General features: G+C 46.0%; 21 protein-coding genes. 9 read left to right on the forward strand and 12 right to left on the reverse strand.

What is annotated here, in order from left to right; all coding sequences use genetic code 11:
- The first annotated feature begins 233 nt into the window (after positions 1-233).
- Positions 234-2156 (forward strand): S9 family peptidase, encoded by a 1923-nt coding sequence (locus NL647_RS08605; RefSeq protein ID WP_187993357.1) that lies wholly within the window; start codon positions 234-236, stop codon positions 2154-2156.
- A gap of 234 nt (positions 2157-2390) precedes the next feature.
- Entirely contained in the window at positions 2391-3164 is a 774-nt protein-coding gene (locus tag NL647_RS08610; RefSeq protein ID WP_009695961.1) for a siderophore-interacting protein, read from the forward strand.
- Between the two features lie 69 nt (positions 3165-3233).
- Here the strand turns inward: NL647_RS08610 and NL647_RS08615 are convergent, their stop codons facing one another.
- From NL647_RS08615 to NL647_RS08625, 3 genes are all read right to left on the reverse strand, one after another.
- A complete protein-coding gene (locus tag NL647_RS08615; protein ID WP_005447289.1) occupies positions 3234-4103 on the reverse strand; it encodes a LysR family transcriptional regulator in 870 nt (289 codons plus the stop codon).
- Between the two features lie 68 nt (positions 4104-4171).
- Complete coding sequence (locus NL647_RS08620; RefSeq protein WP_005447287.1) at positions 4172-4684, reverse strand: GNAT family N-acetyltransferase; 513 nt, start codon at positions 4682-4684, stop codon at positions 4172-4174.
- 188 nt (positions 4685-4872) lie between these two features.
- Positions 4873-5670 carry an arylamine N-acetyltransferase gene (locus NL647_RS08625; protein WP_005447285.1) on the reverse strand — a complete coding sequence of 266 codons (798 nt, stop codon included), beginning with the start codon at positions 5668-5670 and terminating at the stop codon, positions 4873-4875.
- Between the two features lie 291 nt (positions 5671-5961).
- Between NL647_RS08625 and NL647_RS08630 the strand changes: the two genes are divergently transcribed.
- The 3 genes from NL647_RS08630 (at position 5962) to NL647_RS08640 (ending at position 9529) form a co-directional block, all read left to right on the forward strand.
- On the forward strand, positions 5962-7110 hold the full coding sequence (locus NL647_RS08630) for an S-(hydroxymethyl)glutathione dehydrogenase/class III alcohol dehydrogenase (RefSeq protein ID WP_005434809.1): 1149 nt from the start codon (positions 5962-5964) through the stop codon (positions 7108-7110).
- Between the two features lie 188 nt (positions 7111-7298).
- The gene (gene fghA / locus NL647_RS08635; RefSeq protein WP_009701302.1) at positions 7299-8138 is read left to right on the forward strand and encodes an S-formylglutathione hydrolase; all 840 of its coding nucleotides are present in this window, start codon (positions 7299-7301) and stop codon (positions 8136-8138) included.
- Between the two features lie 200 nt (positions 8139-8338).
- Complete coding sequence (locus NL647_RS08640; RefSeq protein WP_049535082.1) at positions 8339-9529, forward strand: BamA/TamA family outer membrane protein; 1191 nt, start codon at positions 8339-8341, stop codon at positions 9527-9529.
- Between the two features lie 49 nt (positions 9530-9578).
- On the opposite strand, the gene NL647_RS08645 is transcribed toward NL647_RS08640, so the two are convergent.
- Positions 9579-9947, reverse strand: a complete 369-nt coding sequence (locus NL647_RS08645) for a DUF805 domain-containing protein (protein WP_017189737.1) — start codon at positions 9945-9947, stop codon at positions 9579-9581.
- Between the two features lie 276 nt (positions 9948-10223).
- Here NL647_RS08645 and NL647_RS08650 point away from each other — a divergent pair, with 276 nt between their 5' ends.
- The 3 genes from NL647_RS08650 to NL647_RS08660 are packed head-to-tail and all read left to right on the forward strand — an operon-like array spanning position 10224 to position 12194.
- Complete coding sequence (locus tag NL647_RS08650; RefSeq protein ID WP_005447276.1) at positions 10224-10685, forward strand: hypothetical protein; 462 nt, start codon at positions 10224-10226, stop codon at positions 10683-10685.
- A 2-nt stretch (positions 10686-10687) separates the two neighbouring features.
- Entirely contained in the window at positions 10688-11779 is a 1092-nt protein-coding gene (locus NL647_RS08655; RefSeq protein ID WP_005447275.1) for a GGDEF domain-containing protein, read from the forward strand.
- A gap of 10 nt (positions 11780-11789) precedes the next feature.
- Complete coding sequence (locus NL647_RS08660) at positions 11790-12194, forward strand: hypothetical protein (protein ID WP_253650003.1); 405 nt, start codon at positions 11790-11792, stop codon at positions 12192-12194.
- A gap of 87 nt (positions 12195-12281) precedes the next feature.
- Here the strand turns inward: NL647_RS08660 and NL647_RS08665 are convergent, their stop codons facing one another.
- The 3 genes from NL647_RS08665 to yidD all read right to left on the reverse strand — a co-directional run bounded on the left by NL647_RS08665 (position 12282) and on the right by yidD (position 14577).
- Entirely contained in the window at positions 12282-13079 is a 798-nt protein-coding gene (locus tag NL647_RS08665) for a Cof-type HAD-IIB family hydrolase (RefSeq protein WP_005447273.1), read from the reverse strand.
- Positions 13080-13229: 150 nt separating this feature from the next.
- Positions 13230-14195 (reverse strand): DUF3137 domain-containing protein, encoded by a 966-nt coding sequence (locus NL647_RS08670; protein WP_047514456.1) that lies wholly within the window; start codon positions 14193-14195, stop codon positions 13230-13232.
- A gap of 31 nt (positions 14196-14226) precedes the next feature.
- Positions 14227-14577, reverse strand: a complete 351-nt coding sequence (yidD, locus tag NL647_RS27240; RefSeq protein WP_079401627.1) for a membrane protein insertion efficiency factor YidD — start codon at positions 14575-14577, stop codon at positions 14227-14229.
- 511 nt (positions 14578-15088) lie between these two features.
- On the opposite strand from yidD, the gene NL647_RS08675 reads away from it, so the two are divergent.
- Positions 15089-16768, forward strand: coding sequence for an RluA family pseudouridine synthase (locus NL647_RS08675; protein WP_047514471.1), 1680 nt, complete (start codon positions 15089-15091; stop codon positions 16766-16768).
- A 213-nt stretch (positions 16769-16981) separates the two neighbouring features.
- On the opposite strand, the gene NL647_RS08680 is transcribed toward NL647_RS08675, so the two are convergent.
- The 5 genes from NL647_RS08680 to NL647_RS08700 form a co-directional block, all read right to left on the reverse strand.
- Entirely contained in the window at positions 16982-18322 is a 1341-nt protein-coding gene (locus NL647_RS08680; RefSeq protein WP_005449001.1) for an MATE family efflux transporter, read from the reverse strand.
- A 210-nt stretch (positions 18323-18532) separates the two neighbouring features.
- On the reverse strand, positions 18533-19555 hold the full coding sequence (locus NL647_RS08685) for a LacI family DNA-binding transcriptional regulator (RefSeq protein ID WP_009696617.1): 1023 nt from the start codon (positions 19553-19555) through the stop codon (positions 18533-18535).
- 134 nt (positions 19556-19689) lie between these two features.
- The gene (locus NL647_RS08690) at positions 19690-20784 is read right to left on the reverse strand and encodes an ABC transporter ATP-binding protein (RefSeq protein ID WP_154202979.1); all 1095 of its coding nucleotides are present in this window, start codon (positions 20782-20784) and stop codon (positions 19690-19692) included.
- Complete coding sequence (locus tag NL647_RS08695; protein WP_009696616.1) at positions 20784-22133, reverse strand: GH1 family beta-glucosidase; 1350 nt, start codon at positions 22131-22133, stop codon at positions 20784-20786. The genes NL647_RS08690 and NL647_RS08695 overlap by 1 nt, the downstream gene beginning before the upstream one ends.
- 23 nt (positions 22134-22156) lie before the next feature.
- Positions 22157-23041, reverse strand: coding sequence for a carbohydrate ABC transporter permease (locus tag NL647_RS08700; RefSeq protein WP_154202980.1), 885 nt, complete (start codon positions 23039-23041; stop codon positions 22157-22159).

The following is a 23041-nucleotide window of genomic DNA, read 5'->3' on the forward strand; positions in this document are numbered from 1 at the left end:
AGTCCCTTGTTCGGTAAGTACAAAAAATCGCCACTTCCAAGGATGGATTGGGTCATAGTAGCAACAGCAGTGACAAGAATATTAAAAACCCTCAAACATAAGCCCTATCGATATATTCGATTTTGGCTTTTCTTTCACTGCCTTGTCGCTTTTGTTCTTTAATAGCGACTATCGATTCATTCTGACCGACAAGCACGATGCTGACAGGTCCGTCACACAAGGAGCGTTATACAATGCGTACTCGCAAGCTTATTCTTGCTACCGCTTTTGGTCTACTACTCGCGGGTTGTAGCCAAACTTCAACCACGACGACTGCCGAAGTTATCCCACCGGAATATCCCGTAGATTACTTCTTCCGTAATGCTGAAGTCTCTAGCTACCAAATCTCCCCTGCTGGAGATTACATTTCAATGATGAAACCGTGGCAAGATCGTAAAAACGTATTTGTTCATCCAGTTGGTAAGCCAGAGGATGTGAAACGTATTACGTCAATTACTGGTCGTGACATCGCTTACTACTACTGGGTTGGTGATGACACCATTATTTACTCTCGCGATACGGGCGGTGATGAAAACTTCTATCTCGTAACGATCAATGTCAAAACGGGTGAAGAGCAAACCATCACACCTACATCTGGCGTAGTGGCTTATGTGATCGACACTTTAGAAAGCCAACCAGATGACATTCTTATCACGACCAACGAACGTAACCCGCAAGTGTTTGATGTTTATCGTCATAACTTAAAAACGGGTAAGAACACGCTTGTGGCTCAAAACCCAGGGAATGTGCGTTACTGGGGTACAGACCACGATGGGAACATCCGCGTGATTTCAACTTCAGACGGCGTAAATACAGCGGTTCTGTACCGTGATACCGTGGATGAAGAGTTCCGTCCATTGAAGAACCTCACCTTCAAAGAAGACTTCTCTCCAATCTCATTTACACCAGATAACAAGAACCTGTACGTTGCCTCACGTATCACTCGCGATAAATCAGCGATCATCGAATATGATGTGAAGGCTAACAAAGAAGTGCGCGAGATCTTCTCTCACCCAGAAGTGGACGTCACCAGTGCAAGTTACTCAAATGCACTCAACAAGCTCACAACGATCTCTTATGTGACAGACAAACGTCAGTACCATTTCCTTGATAAAGGTTATGAAGAGACTTTTGAGCGTCTGCAAGAAAAGCTACCGGGTGTTGAAATCTCGGTGAACAACACCACTCGCGACGAGAGAAAAATGATCGTCGTGACCTACAGCGACACCGACCGTCCTAATTACTACTACTACGATCGTGATTCAGACCAACTTGAGAAGTTAGCTGCAAACGCACCTTGGCATAAGCCAGAAGACATGGCGAAGATGAAGCCAATCACATATACCGCTCGTGATGGTGAAACCATCCATGGCTACTTAACGTTACCAAAAGGCCGTGAAGCGAAAGACTTGCCACTGCTTGTTCTGCCGCACGGTGGTCCTTGGGCTCGCGATCACTGGGGCTTCCAACCAGAAGTTCAGTTGTTTGCAAACCGTGGTATTGCCGTTCTACAGATGAACTTCCGTGGTTCAACAGGTTATGGTCGTGAATTCTGGGAGAAGTCATTTAAGCAATGGGGTCAGTCGATGCAGGATGACATCACTGACGGCGTTAAATGGGCGATTGACCAAGGCTACGCACAAGATGGTGAAGTATGTATCTACGGCGCATCCTACGGTGGTTACGCCACATTAGCTGGTGTGACGTTCACGCCAGACCTATATAAGTGTGGTATCGACTACGTTGGTGTGTCCAACCTCTTTACTTTCATGGATTCCATTCCACCATACTGGGCACCATTCCTAGCTATGCTGCATGAGCAAGTTGGCGATCCGAATAACCCAGAAGATGCGAAGATGATGAAAGCATACTCACCAGTATTCCATGTTGACCAAATCAAAGCTCCATTATTGGTTCTACAAGGCGCGAAAGACCCACGTGTAGTGAAAAGCGAATCTGACCAAATCGTCAATGCTCTTCGTGAACGTGGCGTCGAAGTGGAATACATCGTGAAAGAGAATGAAGGTCATGGCTTCCGCTCTCTTGAAAATCGCCTCGATGGTTACCAAGCGATGGATCGATTCTTGAAGACACATTTATTAGAACAAACGCAGTAAACAAACTCCATTCTTCTATTAAGGGCACTTCGGTGCCCTTTTTTATTCTTTAAACCCAAATCTTATAAACATGGATGACGAAGTGTTCATTCGGGCGAGGTCTGTCGGAATTAAATCGCCGATTTTCACATCAGAGTGTAAATTTAGATAAAGACGCTATCTGCCTTACTGAGATGCTGTTAATCTTAGATGAGAAAGAGAATAGTTATCAAACGTAGTGAAATGTGAATTAAAATGAAAAAGAAACCACAACCAAAAAGCCTCGTTGTTATCAACACACAAACAGTAACGCCTAACATGCAGCGTATTACCCTGCAAGGCGAAGCACTAGGCAACTTTCCACAAGATTGCGAAGGCAGCTACATCAAGCTGCTGTTCAACGAAACAGGCGGTACTGACATCCAAGGCTTTTCTGAAGAAAACCGTCCAGTTATGCGTACCTACACCATTCGTCGCTTCGATCCACAAGCATGCACGATTGAAGTCGACTTCGTTCGCCACATTACTAAAGACCTACAATGTGGATTTGCAGCGCGCTGGGCGATGTCCGCAAAAGAAGGCGACACCATCAATATCGCCGGTCCTGGCAGTATCTCGAACCTAAACACTGAAGCCGACTGGTTCTTTATGGCTGCGGATATGACGGCGTTGCCAGCGCTATCAGCGAAGATTCGCACTCTGCCAGAAGACGCAAAAGGCTATGCCGTGATCAGCGTGATTTCTGAAGCGGATATCCAAGCTCTCGAAGCACCAGCAGGTGTGGAAATCCATTGGGTCACCGAGCAATCACTCGAAGATAAAGTCCGCGCACTAGAATGGAAAACGGGTGAAGCAGCAGTGTGGTGTGCTTGTGAGTTCGACTCAATGCGCGCGCTACGCCAATACTTCCGTAACGAAAAAGAAGTGGAGCGTGAAAACCTTTACCTCAGCAGTTACTGGAAACAAGGCGTATCAGAAGATGGTCATAAGGTCATCAAACGCGAAGATGCCGAGCTAAACGAACAGTGATTTAAGAGCGCAAAAAAAGCTAAGTAACAAGATTTGCTACTTAGCTTTTAAACACATAAATACCTATTTCTAATTTAGGCTCTCAGCCAAGAAATCAATCAGTAAGCGCACTTTTGGCGACAGGTTTCGGTTTTGTGGGTATAGCGCCCAAATACCTTCGCGATCGTCTCGGTAATCGGTTAACACTTCCACCAGCTCGCCATTGTCTAACGCCTCTTGCACGTAGTAGTCCGGCAGCTGCACCAAACCTAAGCCTCGTTTCGCTGCATCCACCAAGGCAAAACCACTGTTGCACTTAATACGACCAGAGACACGCAGAGACTTCTCACGTTTTTGCTCTTTGAAGTGCCAATAGTCAGCGGTACCCACCAAGCATTGGTGATGACTCAGTTCAGACAAGGTATGCGGCTCACCAGAGCGCTCTAAGTAAGCCGGGCTGGCACACACATACAGCTGACGCGATGAAAGGCGTTTAGCGATCAAGCTCGAGTCTTGCAAGCGTCCCAAACGAATCGCCACATCGACACCTTGCTCAATCAAATCGAGCTTTTGGTTAGTAAGAATCAGATCGAGATTTACTTGCGGGTACTTTTCTAAAAACTGGTGCAGCAGCGGAGCAAGATTCATTTCCCCATAGGTCACGGGCGCAGTCACTTTGAGCACACCTTTCGGTTCGGCTTGCATCTGAGTTACCGCCAACTCAGCTAACTCTAACCCTTCCACAAGGTGCTTACACTGTTGGTAATAAAGTTGACCAGCTTCAGTTAACGACACTTTACGCGTAGTACGATGAAGCAATTTCACTGCTAAGCGTTCTTCTAACGCTGATACACGACGGCTGATTTGCGCGACCGATGTTTTGAGCTTATTGGCTGCGCCGGTAAAGCTGTTGGTTTCTGCGACGGCGACAAATTCGCTGACGCCTTCCCAATTCGCCATGATTTTGATCCTATGGAATTCAATTTATTACGTATTCTCACACAAAGTTAATCGCGGAGAAAACCCGTTTAAAAAGGATAGCCGACTAAATGAACCGTCTGTTGCGGCCAAATAATTTTCAGAGAGCATACCATGGTGTCATCAGTACTGACCCAATGATTTGGGGCAACTTTTATCTTCAAATTATTGATGGGCGTATAACCACTGGATCGATAAACTGGCGTGCGACCAAATAAAACAGAAAATGCGTCGCCTCGCTCCAATGCATCCTGATGAACCGCTTCCAACAAGATTTTCACCAGCCCTAACCCGCGAGAACCGGGGTCAACACAGACTTCTGCAATACCACTAATGGGAAAAGATTGATCATCAATCATGACTTGTTTTTCGTGTACGGCAACATGGGCAGCGAGTTTATCGCCATCCCAAATTAGATAGCGGTGACGAGGTATTTCATTGAAATAACGTTGAGTTTGAAAGATTTTGTCTTGCTCCTTGGTGAAGCAAGTGGACAGCAAAGCTCTTAACTTAGCATCGAGTTCTTGGGTGACTTCATCATCAAGCAAGTATTCAAAGCGCATGATTTACCTCATTTATTCTTCAAGGTTAAAAGTAAACCTTTGAAAACTCACTTACTGAGATATAGCGCAAATAAAAAAAGCGCAGGTTGAGCTGCGCTTTCCATTTTTGAGCCGATAAGTAAGGAAATTAAGCGTAACGCGATGCTTGAAGTCTCATTTCGAGCACGATTCCCCCTCAGTTACGACTCTTACACTGGCTTTAAAGATGAGTAATCAGCATCAAGAGCGATACCAAAATGGGTTTTAAGCGCAGATAGATACGTTTCTCCCGCTTCCAGCTCAATCTCAACGACCTCACCATTTGCTCGGTACTTTAAACTGTGATTGAACAAAGTAATGATGCCGCTATCTGTCGCCAACGCCGCAACTCGACTCGAAGTGAAATGGGAATTTGGTGAAGTCGATGTGTAGTGATTGCCGCATACGATGTCACCGTCAAATACGTGCTCAAAGTCTAAACTATACAAATCAATCCATTGCTCAGGGTCATCATAGGATTGAACTTGCAACATATAGCCAACCAACTCATGTTCGATAAATCTGAATGTTTGAAGGTCAGTATGAATATCTTGGTTGAGTACAAAGGGTAGTGGTGCGCGTGGCGTGTTAGAACCGAACCCCACATCAACGATCCACTTATCTTCCCCCATGGTCACCAAAGTGAATTGATGCGTTCGACCTGATGGTGTGCCAGACAAATGAACGCGCCCCAACAACGGTCGTGCATCAAAGCCGATGGTTTTCAGTACATTCAAAAGTAATGCATTCAATTCATAGCAATAGCCACCACGCTCGCGATAAATCAGTTTGTTAATAATGTCTTGTTCAGCAACTGAAATGCCACGCCCAAGCGCAATATCAAAGTTCTCAAAAGGCAAACGACGATGCTGAGCATTGTGTAGTAATAACAAAGTATCAGTATTGATATTCAGCGATTGAGAGATACCCACTTTCTTTAAGTAGGCTTGAAGATCTGTTTGGTTCATACCCATTCCAATTCAACGTTTTTACGGTGGCAACAACACTAAACCCTCAACTGCACTTGAGGTCAAACACCAATGCGATTTTTATCATTCTTCTTAACCTCACTCGCACTAACAATGACGTTATTGAACTCATTATTACACATACGTAAAAATCATTTTCAATTTAGCCGGATTATCATTTTTCATGAAACACCTAAAATGGGCACCAACAAAACGACGCAGCGCAGTGAACAAACCTCAACTACGCTTATGACGTCACTCCATATACTGAGAATATAAAGGAAACATCCAATGTCGCTTGAAATCAAACCTGGTCAAACTCACATTAAATCAAAAGCAATGGTTGCATGGGCTGCTGGCGAGCCACTTAAAATGGAAGAAGTTGATGTACAACTTCCAAAAGCTGGTGAAGTGCTAGTACGCATCGTAGCAACTGGTGTTTGTCACACTGACGCATTCACACTATCAGGTGACGATCCAGAAGGTATCTTCCCTTCAATCCTTGGTCACGAAGGTGGCGGTATCGTTGAAATGGTTGGCGAAGGCGTAACAAGCGTTGAAGTTGGCGACCACGTTATCCCACTTTACACCGCTGAATGTGGTGAGTGTAAGTTCTGTAAATCTGGCAAAACTAACCTATGTCAGGCAGTTCGCGAAACGCAAGGTAAAGGTCTGATGCCAGATGGTACAAGCCGTTTCTCTATCAACGGTGAGACTATTTTCCACTACATGGGTTGTTCTACTTTCTCTGAGTACACGGTTCTTCCAGAAATCTCACTAGCGAAAGTAAACAAAGAAGCACCACTTGAAGAAGTTTGTCTTCTAGGTTGTGGCGTAACCACTGGTATGGGTGCGGTACTAAACACAGCTAAAGTTGAAAAAGGCGACACAGTTGCTGTATTCGGTCTAGGCGGTATCGGTCTTTCTGCAATCATCGGTGCTCGTATGGCTGGTGCAAGCCGCATCATCGGTGTAGACATCAACGAAAGCAAATTCGACCTAGCGAAACAACTTGGTGCTACTGATTGCATCAACCCAATGAAATTCGACAAGCCAATCCAAGACGTTATCGTTGAGATGACAGACGGTGGTGTTGATTACTCATTCGAATGTATCGGTAACGTAAACGTGATGCGTCAAGCACTTGAGTGCTGTCACAAAGGTTGGGGTGAGTCAGTAATCATTGGTGTTGCTGGTGCAGGTCAAGAGATCTCAACTCGTCCATTCCAACTGGTAACTGGTCGCGTATGGCGCGGTTCTGCTTTCGGTGGCGTTAAAGGTCGCTCTGAGCTTCCAGAAATCGTAAACCGTTACATGGCTGGCGAGTTCGGTCTACAAGAATTCATCACGCACACGATGGGTCTACAAGACGTGAACGAAGCGTTCGAACTGATGCACAAAGGTGAATCTATCCGTACCGTTCTTCACATGGATAAATAATCCAAGGTAACGGTTCACGTAATGTGACTGATATTTGAAAATTTGAAACAGGCTCTCTTCTCTCTTGGACACGTTTTCTTTTGGGAAGAGAGCTATCCGCTGTCTTTAACGGTCTTGTCCACCGTTAAAAATCATTGTTTTAAATACTCACAGTTTCAAACAAACATTGTTTTATCGAGAGATTATCCATGACCATTGAAAGCCTAAGCCAAGCCAAAGTATTCGGTGGTTGGCATAAACAATATACACACGAATCTCGCGCTTTAAATTGCAACATGCGCTTTGCGATCTTCTTGCCGCCAAATGCAACCAAATCAAACCCAGTACCTGTGGTTTACTGGTTGTCTGGTTTGACGTGTACTGATGAGAACTTCATGCAGAAAGCCGGTGCGTTTCGCATGGCTGCTGAGTTAGGTATCGCCATTGTGGCACCGGATACTAGCCCACGTGGTGACGACGTTGCAGACGACGAGAACTACGATTTGGGGAAAGGCGCGGGTTTCTACCTAAACGCCACTCAAGAGCCGTGGTCGCGTCACTACCACATGTACGATTACATCACCCAAGAGCTACCTGCGATCATTGAAAGCAACTTCCCTGTCTCTGACGTGAAGTCGATTTCGGGTCATAGCATGGGTGGTCATGGTGCAATTACCATTGGTTTGAAGAATTCAGATCAGTACCGCTCAATTTCTGCTTTCAGCCCAATCAGTAACCCAATGCAATGCCCTTGGGGTCAGAAAGCGTTTACCGCTTACCTAGGCACCGATATTGAAAGCTGGAAACAATACGACGCAAGTGAATTACTCAAACAAGCAAAATCACCATTGCCAATCTTGGTAGACCAAGGTGATGCTGATAACTTCCTTGCTGAGCAATTGAAGCCTGATGCGTTACTGGCGGCAGCAAAAGCTCATGATTCTGAAGTTGAACTGCGCATGCAGCCAGGTTACGACCACAGCTACTTCTTTATCTCTAGCTTTATCGCTGAACACTTGAACTTCCACGCTAAGTACTTATTTGCTTAACCTTGGTTGTGACATAAGAAAAACGATAAAAAACTGAATGGTTAAATATACAAAGCCACCCACTTATTGGGTGGCTTTTTGCGTTTTAAAAACACTCACCTTCTCTTTACAAAACCACCATTGCAATTGCTCTGATTGGTGTCTAACTTGTAAGGGAACGCTATTCGCTTACTAGGGTCTATAGACCCGAATAGGACCCTATGAAAAAACCATCGTCAGTTATCATTAGTACCACCTGTTTCAGCTTTTTGCTCGCCTCTCCAATGGCTCAGGCAATCAACTTTTTTGATCCCATTGATGGGCAATTGGACATGGGAGAATATCTGGCTGAAAACGCTTATGGATTTCTGCCCGTCCCGATAGTGATTACCGAGCCCGCCGTGGGCTATGGCTTGGGCTTCACTGGCGTGTTTTTGCATGAATCCGATGAGCAACGGGAGAAAAGGCGCAAACTGGCAGAAACCTCTCTCGATGGTGGTGCGCAGCTACTAACTCCAGCCATTACTGCAATCGGTGGTTTTGCCACCGAAAACGGCACTTGGATGGGCTTCTTAGGGCACCGCCGGACGTGGGCGCAAGACACGGTGCGTTACCTAGGTGGAGTGGGTTATGGCGACTTCAATATGACCTTCTATCCGCAATCCACCTTGCCGGGCTTAGATAGCGTCTTTAACGGCAAAGGGTTGGATTTCGAAATAACTGGCGGTGGCATGCTCAACCATCTTCAATACCGCATTATTGATGCCCCGCTATTTATCGGTGTGAAACAGCTCTATTTCGTCACCGATCAGAAAATCACCAACTCCCCTATTGCCGATAAGTTATTGCAAACCCTGACCAATACCTCTCCGACTACCTCTGGATTGGGTCTGACACTGGAATGGGACAGCAGAAACAACTTCTTTAGTCCGACGCAAGGCTACAACTACAAAGCCGAATACCTTTGGTACAACGACGCGATTGGCAGTGATTACGAATACGAACAACTGGATGTGGAAGGCATTAACTATTGGGAGTTAGCGGATCGATGGTCGCTAGCGCTACGTGGTCAATACAAATCTCTTTACACTGACGAACGCTTTTTACCACCAGCGTCTTATCCAGACATTGAACTGCGTGGCGTTGCGAGAAATCGTTATCAAGGGGACGAGACACTGTCAGTCGAATCACAACTGACCTATCAGTGGAACACGCGCTGGTCGACGAATGTTTTCGGCGGCTTTGGCTACGCTTCAACCGAAGCATCACTATTCGAAAACAACGCCGAATACGCTTACGGCGTGGGCTTTCGTTACCTCATCGCTCGTCGTTATGGTCTGCAAGCAGGCATGGACTTCGCCTTTAGCGATGAAGACAGTGCAGTGTATTTCCAAGTGGGCTCAGGCATCTAAACCCACTTATACCCAGTAACTTCAAGATGCTGGATTCAGAGCCAAATCTCTACTCATGCTTCGGGTTCGCACCATATTGGTTCGAGCCTTCTTCACTGTCTTGGATGAGAAAGTACAGCAGCACTAAGACACCAATGATGGGCACAAAAGCGATCAACGCCCACCACCCAGTTCGTCCTGAGTCGTGTAAACGCCGCACGGTAACCGCAATCGATGGGATCATAATGAACAGGGCATAAATCACACCAAAGAAGCCAAAATTGTCCATTTGCATCACACTGCCGATCACTCGATCGATGATGCCCATCACCAAATTGACCAACACATTCACTAACGTAAAGTACCAATACTCTTGGCGTCTAGCCCTACCACTAAAGTTGGAGTAATTGAGGATGACCCTGTAGTACCAATCAAACATATCGCTTCTCCTAATGAGATGAAAGTGTCGCGAAAGTTAGACAACGTGAGGCAAACTGCACACAAAATAGACTAAATAATGTATTCATCCAATAGTTCTATTTTTAACTATGTCATTAACCTTGACGTATATTCCACCAACGGTTACTTTTCACCCATAACGTATTATATAAATCCATCAAGTTGGCTCTATTATTAATAAATAACCGAAATTTCTGCGGATCGACGTAGTGACGCTATCCCGCCGAAACAAGGGCAATAAATCAAAGGGCACAAGATGAGAAAAACAGTGGCACTCGCTTTGCTTTTGTTTGCACCGACACTTTTTGCAAACACGATACAGTTTAGCAGTCCTGAGAAATCCGATGTTGTTGTGGCATTAAAAGACCTAGAGTCATTGCCTCAAACTACCTACACCACCAAACTGCCTTGGCTCGAAACGCCAGCCGAGTTTGAAGGCGTTAAGTTAAGCATCCTATTACAAAATGCATTTGGACAAGTACCCCAGCGCGTTGAAGTACGTGCATTGAATGACTACCACTCCGATTTATCTCGTGAAGATATCCTTCGTTACCAGCCTATCGTGGCGTACAAACAAAATCATAAATACATCAAGATCCGAAACAAAGGTCCCTACTGGTTGATCTATTCTATAAATAAATACCCAGAACTAGACATAGCCCCATACCATTCGCAAATGGTCTGGCAAATCAACAGGATCAGCGTGAAAGAAGAATAACAATGAAGGCGAAACCCCATCCTACAAAACAAGGTCCATTTTCGACTAAGAGTAAGTTATTGTTGTTGATTTTTTCATCGACATTGCTGCTCGCCAACATCGTATTATTGAAAGAAACCCGAGCACTTACCCAAAGCTACTCTGCCCAACAAAACCAAGCGACTTGGTTTTTATTTCATTTATCTAAAGAGTTATCGGAATTAGTGGGTGAAGCGCGTCGGCTCAATGAGAGCGTGATGAACATTGATGGAGCCGAGCTGCAATATGAGTTAGCTTGGAGCCGTTTTGATTTGCTGATCAACAACAAAGAAGCGGACTCTTTCCTATCAAGAGAAGAAGTACGCGTGTACTTTGTCTCTCTATTCGATAAATTTCAACAACTCGAACCCATCTTAGTTGAAGCCAAAACAGGCAGCAGCGTGGCTGCTAATCAGTTTTACCGCGCAACGCAAAATCTATACATGGAAATGATTGACTACGTCACCCAGAACTTCCGTGTTGCAAGCCCGCTTTATCAGCAACAGCAAGTTCGTGCGTACAATTTACTGCAAGCGCAGTACATCTTGTTGGGCATTTTCGTGCTTACCGTGGCGCTGCTGACCTACTTCTATAAGCAAGAATCAAAGTTCCACAAACAACTCGCGTTAAGTGATCCACTGACGAATCTTGCCAACCGCAGTGCTTTGTTTCTCGATTTACATCGCAAGGAAGAAACCAAAACCCCGTTTTCGCTGCTCCTACTCGATCTGAACGGCTTTAAGAACATAAACGATACGTTGGGACATCAAGCGGGTGACATCGCTTTAATCGAGATAGCAAAGCGCTTAAACGACATGGCATTGGATGACTTTACTGTCTATCGCATGGGTGGTGACGAGTTTGCCGTAATCATCAACACAACCGACGAGAACAAAATTACCGAAGCAACGCACCACGTCCATGTAGTGTTTGAGAAACCGATTCTCGCCTCCGACCAAGCCGGAGCCCTATCCACCAGTTTAGGTGCAGCGAGCTACCCGCAAGATGCCGACAACATTGACTTCCTAATCAATTTAGCGGATAAGCGCATGTACAAAATGAAATTCCAACGTTAAACGGATAACCATGATGAAAAATTTCATGCGAGCGGTGCTATTACTGCTAGTGATCGCGCTTGGTGTGTTGGCTTGGGTCTTTATCCCATCCCACGAGACAGTGGGCGCACAAACCCTCGAAGAGGCGCTCAACGACAACTACACACTGGTTGGTCATCGCATTCACTCTACAGACCCTGACGCGGGTAACATGTTCGGTTACTTTGTTGTATACAAAGGCGCAAGCACCGAAGACCTAGAGCCGTTTTTGGTGACTTCTGATCAGTTTATTCGTATGGAGCAAACCGGCGACAACATGCTAGCTCTAACCGTGAATGGTCGTATTTACCGTTATCACAATGATTTGTGGGTAGAAAACCCAGATGGCAAGCTACAACACTGGTTTATAAGTGCGACAGCGAAATACGTACGCTAACTCATACCTGTTTGAGCCTTAGACAAACAAAAGCCCCGCTCATCAAATGGCGGGGCTTTTTTATGCTTGAGATTCGTTAAGCGGCGATTAAAGCACTTTTTCTTTGATGACCTTCATCACACCCGAATCACGGTTACTTGGTGCTGAGAAGCGCGCCACTTTTTTTACTGCTTCATGTGCGTTTTCCATCGCATAGGAATGCTCACTCACTTGCAGCATTTCTAGGTCATTGAGGTAATCACCAAACGTCATCGTCTCTTCAGGACCAAAACCCATGGTTTGTTGAAGGTGCTTGATCGCCGCCCCTTTTGACGCTTCTGCGTTCATCACATCAAGCCAGATCTTCGCACTCACCACCACTTGATGACTGTGACCAAACTTCTCACTCATTGTAGGGAATACCAATTCTTCAGAACCACCAAAGTGACAGATTGCGACCTTGATAAATTCGTCCTCTACTGCCAGCAAATCCGGCACGTATTCGCAACGGTGGTAGTATTTCTGGAACTCTTCTAACGCTTTTGGATCTTTGGTTTCGATGTAAGCCGAACGCTTACCACACAGTACAAGGTGTGTGCCTTCTACCGCACGTGCCGCTTTTACTATCTCATCGATTTCCGATTTCGGAATGGTGCAGCTATAAAGCTCTTTGTCTTGGTGCATCACCAAGGTGCCATTTTCTGCCACGTAAATCATACGGTCTTGAATTGGCGCAAACGTATCACGCAAACTGTAGTACTGACGACCTGACGCTGCGGAGAATAAAATGCCCTTCTCTTCAAGCTGTAAAAACAGGTCAAAAAACTCTGGGTCTAGACGACCATATTGGTCAAGTAAGGTGCCATCCATATCGGTGGCGATGAATTTGATGCTAGCTTGTGACATGACTTTAACTCAAAAGTGAAGCAGCTCAGGTCACTCTTTGAATGAAAACAGGCTGCAAAAAATAGTCACGCTAAGGTACAGGATCTTGGATGAATCTCAAGCTGAAATCACCGAGTCTTTACCGAGTTTCACTTTGAGAATAACAGGGGATTACGCCGTTTCTACGACACTATCAGGCTCCATCATTGGTCGCATAAGGTCTAAACTGCGAACCGTGCCAATCAAGAAATCCAACTCACGATAAATCTCCGCGACCGCTTCAAACTCACCCGCAGGTTCATCCAATTTAGGCTCAAACAGCTCTTTCCAATGCGAGATGGCGATGTAGAGCTTTCCGTTTACTTGAGAAAGCGACAAGCTAGAAAACTCACTTTCACGACGAAAAGTCAGCACACGCTCCATCAATTCATCCGTTAACAATTGCTTTGCCGTGTTTAAATCGTCGCTATACACCTCATACTGCTGGTCAAATTCTGGATTGCCCAGTCGGACTCGTTTACCTATTTGAATCTTGAAGAAGCTATCCCACAACTTTTCGCGCAAGGTTGGCGTATCATCACGATCAGTCAGCACAAAGGTGCAAATGTCTTCATTCATCGGAACGTCGATTTCGCAAAACAGCCCCGCAAAAAATACGTGATGCTTACTCGAACTGTCACTTCCAGAGCTGATGAGCTTTGATGCTTGAATCTCAGACATCACCACTTTGGCTTCACCGATGGTACCTGAAATAAAATCATCACTTTCGAAACCATCACAGCGGTCTAAGTACAAACCACTACGTTCAAAGGTATCTTTGTCAAGCTTGCGGCTTGGGTCCCAAGTCAGTGAAGGCTCAATGTGTGCCAACAAACTCTGCATAATGTATTGCTTGTAGGTTGTACGATACTCATTGTGCTTTTTGTTGAAGTAAGCCCAACCGCCGAGCAACAGTGCCAAGAGCACAAACATGGTAGCGAAGGTGGCAATATCAAAAGCCACTGCTCCAAAGAAAACACACACCGCGACACCAAGAAACTTGCGGCGACGAAGCGCTTCTAAACGTAAAGCTTCCAGTGGTTCGAGCTTATGTCGCAAATCATTTTCAAACAGAGTTTTGAGTTGATCAGTGGTCATCACATTCCTTTTTATTTACGTACAGAGTCCATTACCAACAATTGCAGGGTGAATCATTGCCACCGCTACAGGCATCACTCGGGACGCAATCCAAAGAGTTGCATCCCATATCCGTTACACAAGATGAGTCTTTGTTCTTACGCCGCTTGCGATTACGGGAAGGTTCCTCAGTTTGAAGACGCTGATGAGCATGTCTACAGCGTGTAAACTGGTCTTGAACACTGGTATAGCTAGAAAACACGCCTTTACGTTGAATTATTTTGCTGATGGCTGCAGAACAAGAATCCGTGCCGTAGTACACCGCATGAGCACAACGGAACCCTTTGTGTGGGGATAAATAGCGTTGATAAAATCGTATCAATGCCAACACCAGTTTCGACATGCTTTTCCTTTTGCATCTAATAAATCATTCGAGAACAACGCTCTTTCTTATACCCAAGTAACCTCGAGATGCTAGGTTCAGCGAGAATGACTTGGTTTGTAGACACGGCGACGATTTAAAGATCTAGTCACTCTAAATCAAGAATCGGCAACAAAGTATACAAGCCAAGACAACTCGCCCTTCGGGAGCGTGTCATTGCCCCGATTTCTGCGTCAAACAACTTGGAAAGAGCTGGCTATTACACGGTGTTGTTTTCCTTGAACTCGAATCAATGACAATGCTCTGAATCCTGCATCTTGAAGTCACTTGGGTATATCAATCAAAACAGTACATCACTCAAATTAATCATTTCAAACGCAATCCTAATTTCTGCGTTCTAAGCAATGAAAATCATTGAGATAAGGAGTCATAGCGAGCCGATACCGTCAGCCCAGGAGCGCCTTCGAATAGCAATCACAGCCAAAACAGGTACAATCCGTGCTCGATTTTTATTTCGCGCGGACTCACTCTCATGCACTCGCCTGAACAATGCTTTACTCGATTTTCTGCAGACATTTCTGGCTATAACTTGCCAGCGCAGTTTACGTTTCCGTTCTACTACACCCCTCACCCATTGTGTGTATTGGCTGCAGAGCAATTACAGCAGCACCTCATGACACAAACTGACTTTGAGCACGATTTTGGTCTTGAGGATGAGCAAAGTGGACGCGGTAAGATGTTCGGTGTTTTGCTAGTGCGTAATCCACAAGGTGAGATTGGCTACTTCAGTGCGTTCTCTGGCAAGATTGCCGATCAAAACTTGCTCCCTGGTTTTGTTCCACCCGTATTCGACATGTTGACGGAAGAAGGTTTCTTCCGAGGAGAGACGGATGCTATTAACGCGGCGAATGCGGAATACAAAGCCTTTGCTGCTAATCCAGAACTGGCACAACTGAAAGCAGAAATCAAAGCCGACCGCGAAGCGTATCAACAAGAAGAGAATGCCCAGCGCCAAGTGATGATTACCGGTCGTGCAGAACGAAAACAGCAACGTACGCAAGGCGAGCAAACCTTAAATCCAGAAGATCTAAAAGCGCTACTGGATGATTTGGGTAAACAAAGCGTTGCTGAGAAGAATGTGCTCAAGTACCTCAAACAAGCTTGGAACGAAAGGCTGGCAATCAAAGAAGCACGCTTAGCCGAGCTAGAACAAACACTGGCAGGGCTCAAAGAGCAGCGCAAAGATTTGTCTAATGCTCTACAACACAAACTGCATAAGCAATACCGCTTCTTGGACAACCGCAACGCAGAGCGCGACTTGGTGGACATTTTTGCTCCTACTACCAATCCAGTACCACCAGCCGGTTCTGGTGAATGTGCCGCTCCGAAACTGCTTCAGTTCGCATACAAGCATGGCTACCAACCACTAGCATTAGCTGAGTTTTGGTGGGGCGTATCGCCGAAATCGGAAGTGCGCCAACACAAAAAGTTTTACCCATCTTGCAACAGCAAGTGTCAGCCGATTTTGGGGCACATGCTGCAAGGCTTGGATGTGGAGCCAAACCCATTGGCAGAAAATTGGGCAGAAGATAAAGAGTTAGAAATACTGTTCCAAGATGAAGCCATGGTAATCGTCAACAAGCCATCGGGTCTGCTTTCTGTTCCGGGTAAAACTATCAAGGATTCCGCGTACACACGTCTTCAAACAATGTTCCCAGATGCCGAAGGACCATTTGTGATTCATCGCTTAGATATGGCGACTTCGGGGATTTTGGTGTTTGCTTTAACCAAACGCGCGAACAAGAGCTTGCAAAAGCAGTTCATTACACGCGGCGTACAAAAGCGTTATATGGCACTGCTTGAAGGTGTATTAACTGAGCCTGAAGGTGAAATCTCGCTTCCGATGCGTGGCGATCCAGATGACCGTCCACGTCAACTTGTGTGCTTTGAGCACGGTAAACCTGCCGAAACTTACTGGCAACTGATTGAAATAAAAGACGGACGCAGCAAGGTGTACATGTACCCGAAAACGGGGCGTACCCACCAATTGCGTGTACACAGTGCCCACCACATGGGCTTGAACATGGCGATGGTTGGCGACGGCTTATATGGCGAGAAAGCCAACCGTCTGCATTTGCATGCGGAGATGTTAGAGTTGGATCATCCGTACAGCAAGGAGCGTATGTGTTTCCAAGCAGAGTGTGAGTTTTAAAGTGACTCTACGTGAAAAGCAGATAGCAAAAAGGCGCTGAGTTACAGCGCCTTTTTTATGTTGAGAGCAAGTAAGAGACTCCCGACTGCGCTCCTACGTCGCTATCGGGAATGACGCGTTATAGAACAAAGTTTCCAATCACCATAGCTGAACATCGTCATTCCAGAATCGAGGAACGAGATGTCTGGAATCTCTGGTTTTTATGAACGGAAGTTAACTGACTTTAAACTTCGTCCACACTTGAGAGCGCCAGCGTCTTGCCATAATGATACCGCGCACCCATTCATCTAGAGCAATTGCCATCCAAGCACCAATCACGCCATAACCCATGTGAATGCCGAAGATGTAAGAAAACACCACACCTAATCCCCACATGCTCAGAATACCCATCTGTACGGGGAACTTGATGTCGCCCGCCCCCTTGAGTGCCGAAATGAAGATCAGGTTAAACACGCGTCCTGCTTCTAGCACGATTGACCCCATGACCAATGCGCCCGCCAATGCCAAGATTTCTGGCTGATCGGTAAACACGCTCAGAATCTCTTCATGGAATAGGTAGATCAAACACGTCGCTGCTGTTGATGCCGCAAAGCCAATCAAAAAGTAGATCTGCACGCGTTTCAAAATGCTGGTCACCCAACCTTTGCCTATGTAGTACCCTGTCTGGATTTGCGCTGCCTGACCAATCGCGAGCGCAAACGCGAAAGAGAAACGTGCGATGTTTTGCGCATAGGTAAATGCCGCTAGCGAAGAGGTACCCATTTGCACCACAAAGTACACGATGCAGATTTGCGCCATGTTGTAAGACAGTACTTCGCCCGCGTTCATGCCACCGATTTTTAAGATCTTTTTGTAGACCTCTTTCGGAACTTGTTTGAGCTTAGACATTGGCAATTCAATACTGCTGCGTTTCAAAATCACGCCTAATAGCAAAGTACCGATCACTTGGCTGACGACAGTCGCCACCGCAACGCCTTCAACGCCATACACAGGCAAACCAAAAGGCTGGTACAAAGCAATGTAGTTACCAATGATATTGAATACACCAGAGATAAGGTTCACCACCATTGGTGAGCGTGAGTAACCATGGCTGCGCAGAATTGTGGTGAAGACGATACCAATCGTTACGTTGAACGTCATCGCACCGCTGATCAGCAAGTATTCTCTTGCGTATTGCTCAACCTGCGCCTCTAACCCGTAGTAAGGTAAGAAGAACACCGCACCGATCACAGCAAGCACACTCAAAAATGCACCAACAATAACGGACAAAGCTACGCTGGCAACGCCAACATCAACGGAGTCTTTCTCACGCCCTGCACCGTTGTATTGCGCGATCAAGATGCCCGTGCCACTACTCACAAAGGTGGATACGATGATCAGGAAGAACGTGAGCTGCGTGATAACCCCAACCGCAGAGACGGCTTTATCCGAGTAACCACTCAGCATGAATACATCACTGGTTCCTAAAGCCGTCCGTAGCAATATTTCGACAAGTATCGGCCAAGCCAATGCCACGATAGACATACGCTGGTTGATATTCTGGCTTTTAGGCATGAATTGAGACCTTTCCTACAACTAAAAACTGCCCCACAGAAAACTGTGAGGCAGTTCAAAAAATTAGATTTATTAGAATTTGGACATTTCGGCAATTGAACACTTAACCACCAAAATGCAGGCGCGAATTCTAGACGGAGTTTGGTCACAAATACAACAAAATTTCGTCGAGTTTCGGAAAATATTTTCTAATGCATTCGACGGATTGCCTTAGCTTGACTGACGAAACTTTGAAGCAGTAGATTGACGAACAATCAACTCAATAGGTGGCAAACGCACCTCGTGTCTCTCACCACTCAATAAATTAAGAATGGACTCTGCACTGAGCGCTCCGACTTCTTCAATTGGCTGACGCAACGTGGTTAATGCTGGCGTAAAATACTGTGAGGTCGGCAAATCATCAAAACCGATCACGGATACATCTTCTGGTACACGAAAACCATGGTCATGCAGAGCTTTTATTGCTCCATAAGCCGTTTGGTCATTGGCAGCAAACAACGCGGAGAAATGCACTTTAGATTCGATCAACTCAACGGTTTTGGCGTAACCGGACTCACTGCTGAAGTCGCCTTGCTTAACCAATTTTGGTAGCACTTTAATGCCAGCCTCTTGCAGTGCGTTCTTGTAGCCAACAAAGCGAGCAACGGCGTCTGGTTGATTCAAAAGCCCTTTAATATGCGCGATGTTAACATGACCTTGCTGCATCAAATGCAGTGTCGCCATATATCCACCCAATACATTATCTATATTTATGGATCGAACCTTATCGCCAATGACATTGTATCCAACCGCAACAACCGGAATTCGCTCTGCATATTCCAGTATCTGCGCTTCCGTCAAACTGCCCGTTACAATGATGACGCCATCGACATTGCTCTTCGCCAAATACTCCAAAGCATGCGATTCCAATGAACGCTGCCAATGTCCCGTCGCAATCACCAACGAGTACCCCTGAGCATTCAGAACCTTTTCCATATCGTTAAGGATACGACTGGTGTGCGGACTTTCTGGATGTTGGATAAGGACGCCAATCGTCATGGAACGCGTATTAGTGCCTTGTCCCATTTGATAGTTCGGCTTATAGCCCAGTGACTTGATCGCTTTCTCTATGTTTTGGCTTTTATCGTCCGAGACAAAAGTTGTACGGTTGAGGAAACGTGAAACGGTGCTCGGTGATACCCCAGCCAACTTAGCCACATCGTAAATAGATGCTGCTCTTTTTTTCTTTTTCATTGTAGGAATTTTCCCAGCAAGCTAATAACAAAAATATAAGTTGCACCGGGGAACGCGACAACGTTTGGATATGGGAAATGAGAGCTAGATAATTTGCCAGTACGCAAGCGCGCACTGGCTTTCATATCGAGGGTTTAGAATGTCGCTAGCGAGTTTTCACTCAGTGCATCAAACAGATGAATCGCATCTAAATCCAAGTAGAGAGTTAAACTATCCACATCCACTTCCGCAGCTTGTGTTTCAACCATTAATGGCTGACCAGCAATTTCCGTTTTCAGTAGAATACTTGCACCTAGTAGCTCCTTGTCTTTAATTTTGACAGGGAATGGCAGCACGCGGTCATGATCCACTTGCTCAGCACGTAGATGGATGTCCGTAGGACGTACACCAAAGTGCAGTGCTAAGTTCTTCGATGCGTGTGCTTTGAAACGCTCTGGTAGAGGAATACGAACATCACCCAATTCCACTTCCCAGTTACCGTCTTCACCAATCAGCTTGGCATCCAACATGTTCATGGATGGGTTGCCAATGAATTGCGCCACAAACTTGTTAGCCGGGCGTTGGAACACTTCCGTTGGTGTGCCAACTTGAGCTACATAACCATCTTTCAAGATCACGATACGGTCTGCCAGTGTCATCGCTTCAATTTGATCGTGGGTTACGTAAATCGTGGTGGTTTTTAGCTCACGATGAAGCTGTTTGATCTCTTCACGCATTACACCACGCAACTTGGCATCTAGGTTCGATAATGGCTCATCAAACAAGAACACCTTAGGAGTGCGCACCATGGCACGCCCCATCGCAACACGTTGACGTTGACCACCAGACAGCTCTTTTGGTTTGCGATCTAACAGTGCGTCCAACTCAAGCATTTTTGCCGCTTTACGCACTTCAACATCGATTTGGTCTTTTGGCATGCCTTTCAGTTTCAGTGCAAAAGCGATGTTCTCGTATACCGTCATATGTGGGTACAGCGCATAGCTTTGAAACACCATCGCAAGGTCACGATCTTTCGCATCGATTTTATTCATCAGCTTATCGCCAACGTAAATCTCACCACCCGTTATACTTTCCAGCCCAGCAAGCATACGTAGCGTGGTCGATTTACCGCAGCCCGATGGACCAAGGAAAACCACAAACTCTCCATCTTTCACCGTGAAGTCGAAGTGTTTCACTACCTCAACATCATCGTAGGATTTTTTGATATTTTTGAATTCGACTTTTGCCATTACTGGTTCTCCTCTGCTCGATCTAGCAGCATGTTACGGTAAGCAATTGCGCTCGCTTTTAAGGTGCGTTTTTGTGTTTGGTAATCCACGTGGACAATGCCGAAGCGCTGCTTGTACCCGTAAGCCCACTCGAAGTTATCCATTAAGCTCCAAGCGAAGTAACCATTCACATTCACACCTGCTTTAATCGCAGCATCCAACGCTTCTAGATGCAGTTGGAAGTAACGCACACGTTGCTCATCATTCACTTCGCCAGCAATGCAATGGTCATCGCCAGCTGCGCCGTTTTCAGTGATGTAAAGTGGCGGCAAGTTTGGATAACGGTCATTCAGACGCAATAGTAAGTCCGTCAATGCCTGAGGGTGAATTTCCCAGCCAATGAAGGTGTGCTCTTGTTCTGGTTGAGGAACGGTTTCAATATCACCATGTTCGTTGTAACGCACCACACAACGGGTATAGAAGTTAATCCCGATAAAGTCCAAATCGGTTTGGATGATGTCGAGGTCACCTTCCAGAATCATCGGTAGATTGTGCGATTGGCGATCTAAGACCAACTGAGGGTATTCACCCTTCAATACAGGGTCCATAAACCAATGGTAACCTTCCGCATCACTGTACTCTGCCGCACCGATATCCGCCTCGCTGTATGGGTAAGCAGGCGTCGCATTGAACACACAACCGTGCATCGCATTTGGTGCATTCTTACGCATGTGTGGAATCGCAAGACCATGACCCAGCATTAGGTGGTGTGCTGATAAGAAACCTTCGCGTTCACCCTTAAGACCTGGAGCATGTTCACCCCAACGGTAACCTAGGTAGGCTGAACAGAACGGTTCGTTCAGTGTCGCGTAAGAATCAATCTTATCGCCAAAGTAAGCACTAACTACATCCGCATACTCTGCAAACTTGTAAGCCGTTTCTCGATTTAGCCAACCACCTTTGTCTTCTAGGTATTGCGGAAGATCCCAGTGGTAAAGCGTGACGAAAACTTTCAAACCACGAGCGTGACACTCATCGATGATTTGCTCATAGAACTTCAAACCTTCTTCATTCACTTTGCCATCTTCTGGAATGATGCGCGGCCATGCCATGGATAAACGATATGCGCCAACCCCTAAGCCTTGAATCATCTCGATGTCTTGCTTCCACAAATGATAGTGATCACATGCCACATCACCGTTATCTGCGTTGTCGACTGCACCTGGCTTATTACAAAACGTGTCCCAAATCGAAGGCGTACGACCACCTAACTGCGCACCGCCTTCAATCTGATAAGAAGAGGTTGCGACACCAAATAGGAACTCTGGGCTACGTAATTTTGAATCTTGTGGTAATTGGAATTTATTCATTGTTATAAAACCTTTTGTTTCGCTTAGCCCTTGACGGCACCAGAGGTCAAGCCGCTGATCATCTGTTTAGAGGCAAATAAGTAAGTAATCACTAACGGTAAAATGGAGATGGTTGTTCCGAGCATCACCGCTCCCCACGGCGTATTCGGAATGCCCTGCACGCTTCGCAGTGCCTGCGTAATCACGTAGTTTTCTGGCGTTGTAAGTACCACGAGTGGTTGCATGAACATGTTCCAGAAGAAGACAAACTGCACGATAGCCAAAGTTGCAAGCGCCGGTTTCATCAGTGGCAATACCACACTCCAGTAAGTTCTAAATTCACCCGCACCATCGAGCTTCGCCGCTTCTAACAGCTCTTTTGGAATCGAAGCCACCACGTGCTGGCGCATCAAAAAGATGCCAAATGGTGTCGTTGTGAACGGTAGCCAAACCGCTAAGTGGTTATCGAGTAAGCCGAGAAACTTCACGATCATGAAGTAAGGGATCAAGCTCAATACTGGCGGAATCATCATTGAGCCAACCAACATACCAAACAGCACGTTTTTGCCCTTGAACTTGTACACCGCAAACGCATAGCCTCCCATGCTACAAAACAGCAGTGAAATTGTGGTGCCTAGGAATGCGATGTAGATAGAGTTAAACATCGCCTGCCAAAACGGCATGATTTCCAGTAGTTTTGCGTAGTTGACCGCTAAGCTGTCGCCAATCGCAAAGCTAATCCCAGTGCCAAAGATTTCGGTACGATCACGGGTTGATAGCAGCGCCGACCAAATGAACGGAAATACGGTCATGATGGCAGAAACAATCAGGATTGAGCCGAGCATCACCATCAGTATTTTTATGAAGATCTCGATACTGCGATCGCTTGGACGCCAACGCTGCGCCGCAGGTAAAGTGTTAGTACTCAT

The sequence above is a fragment of the Vibrio sp. Y29_XK_CS5 genome (assembly GCF_024181835.1).
Lineage (GTDB): Bacteria > Pseudomonadota > Gammaproteobacteria > Enterobacterales > Vibrionaceae > Vibrio > Vibrio harveyi.

Bases quoted from the DNA above. Each gene is read 5' to 3' on its own strand.
- NL647_RS08605 (WP_187993357.1), top strand. From the start codon at position 234: ATGCGTACTCGCAAGCTTATTCTTGCTACCGCTTTTGGTCTACTACTC.
- NL647_RS08610 (WP_009695961.1), top strand. From the start codon at position 2,391: ATGAAAAAGAAACCACAACCAAAAAGCCTCGTTGTTATCAACACACAA.
- NL647_RS08615 (WP_005447289.1), bottom strand. From the start codon at position 4,103: ATGGCGAATTGGGAAGGCGTCAGCGAATTTGTCGCCGTCGCAGAAACC.
- NL647_RS08620 (WP_005447287.1), bottom strand. From the start codon at position 4,684: ATGCGCTTTGAATACTTGCTTGATGATGAAGTCACCCAAGAACTCGAT.
- NL647_RS08625 (WP_005447285.1), bottom strand. From the start codon at position 5,670: ATGAACCAAACAGATCTTCAAGCCTACTTAAAGAAAGTGGGTATCTCT.
- NL647_RS08630 (WP_005434809.1), top strand. From the start codon at position 5,962: ATGTCGCTTGAAATCAAACCTGGTCAAACTCACATTAAATCAAAAGCA.
- fghA (WP_009701302.1), top strand. From the start codon at position 7,299: ATGACCATTGAAAGCCTAAGCCAAGCCAAAGTATTCGGTGGTTGGCAT.
- NL647_RS08640 (WP_049535082.1), top strand. From the start codon at position 8,339: ATGAAAAAACCATCGTCAGTTATCATTAGTACCACCTGTTTCAGCTTT.
- NL647_RS08645 (WP_017189737.1), bottom strand. From the start codon at position 9,947: ATGTTTGATTGGTACTACAGGGTCATCCTCAATTACTCCAACTTTAGT.
- NL647_RS08650 (WP_005447276.1), top strand. From the start codon at position 10,224: ATGAGAAAAACAGTGGCACTCGCTTTGCTTTTGTTTGCACCGACACTT.
- NL647_RS08655 (WP_005447275.1), top strand. From the start codon at position 10,688: ATGAAGGCGAAACCCCATCCTACAAAACAAGGTCCATTTTCGACTAAG.
- NL647_RS08660 (WP_253650003.1), top strand. From the start codon at position 11,790: ATGATGAAAAATTTCATGCGAGCGGTGCTATTACTGCTAGTGATCGCG.
- NL647_RS08665 (WP_005447273.1), bottom strand. From the start codon at position 13,079: ATGTCACAAGCTAGCATCAAATTCATCGCCACCGATATGGATGGCACC.
- NL647_RS08670 (WP_047514456.1), bottom strand. From the start codon at position 14,195: ATGACCACTGATCAACTCAAAACTCTGTTTGAAAATGATTTGCGACAT.
- yidD (WP_079401627.1), bottom strand. From the start codon at position 14,577: ATGTCGAAACTGGTGTTGGCATTGATACGATTTTATCAACGCTATTTA.
- NL647_RS08675 (WP_047514471.1), top strand. From the start codon at position 15,089: ATGCACTCGCCTGAACAATGCTTTACTCGATTTTCTGCAGACATTTCT.
- NL647_RS08680 (WP_005449001.1), bottom strand. From the start codon at position 18,322: ATGCCTAAAAGCCAGAATATCAACCAGCGTATGTCTATCGTGGCATTG.
- NL647_RS08685 (WP_009696617.1), bottom strand. From the start codon at position 19,555: ATGAAAAAGAAAAAAAGAGCAGCATCTATTTACGATGTGGCTAAGTTG.
- NL647_RS08690 (WP_154202979.1), bottom strand. From the start codon at position 20,784: ATGGCAAAAGTCGAATTCAAAAATATCAAAAAATCCTACGATGATGTT.
- NL647_RS08695 (WP_009696616.1), bottom strand. From the start codon at position 22,133: ATGAATAAATTCCAATTACCACAAGATTCAAAATTACGTAGCCCAGAG.
- NL647_RS08700 (WP_154202980.1), bottom strand. From the start codon at position 23,041: ATGAGTACTAACACTTTACCTGCGGCGCAGCGTTGGCGTCCAAGCGAT.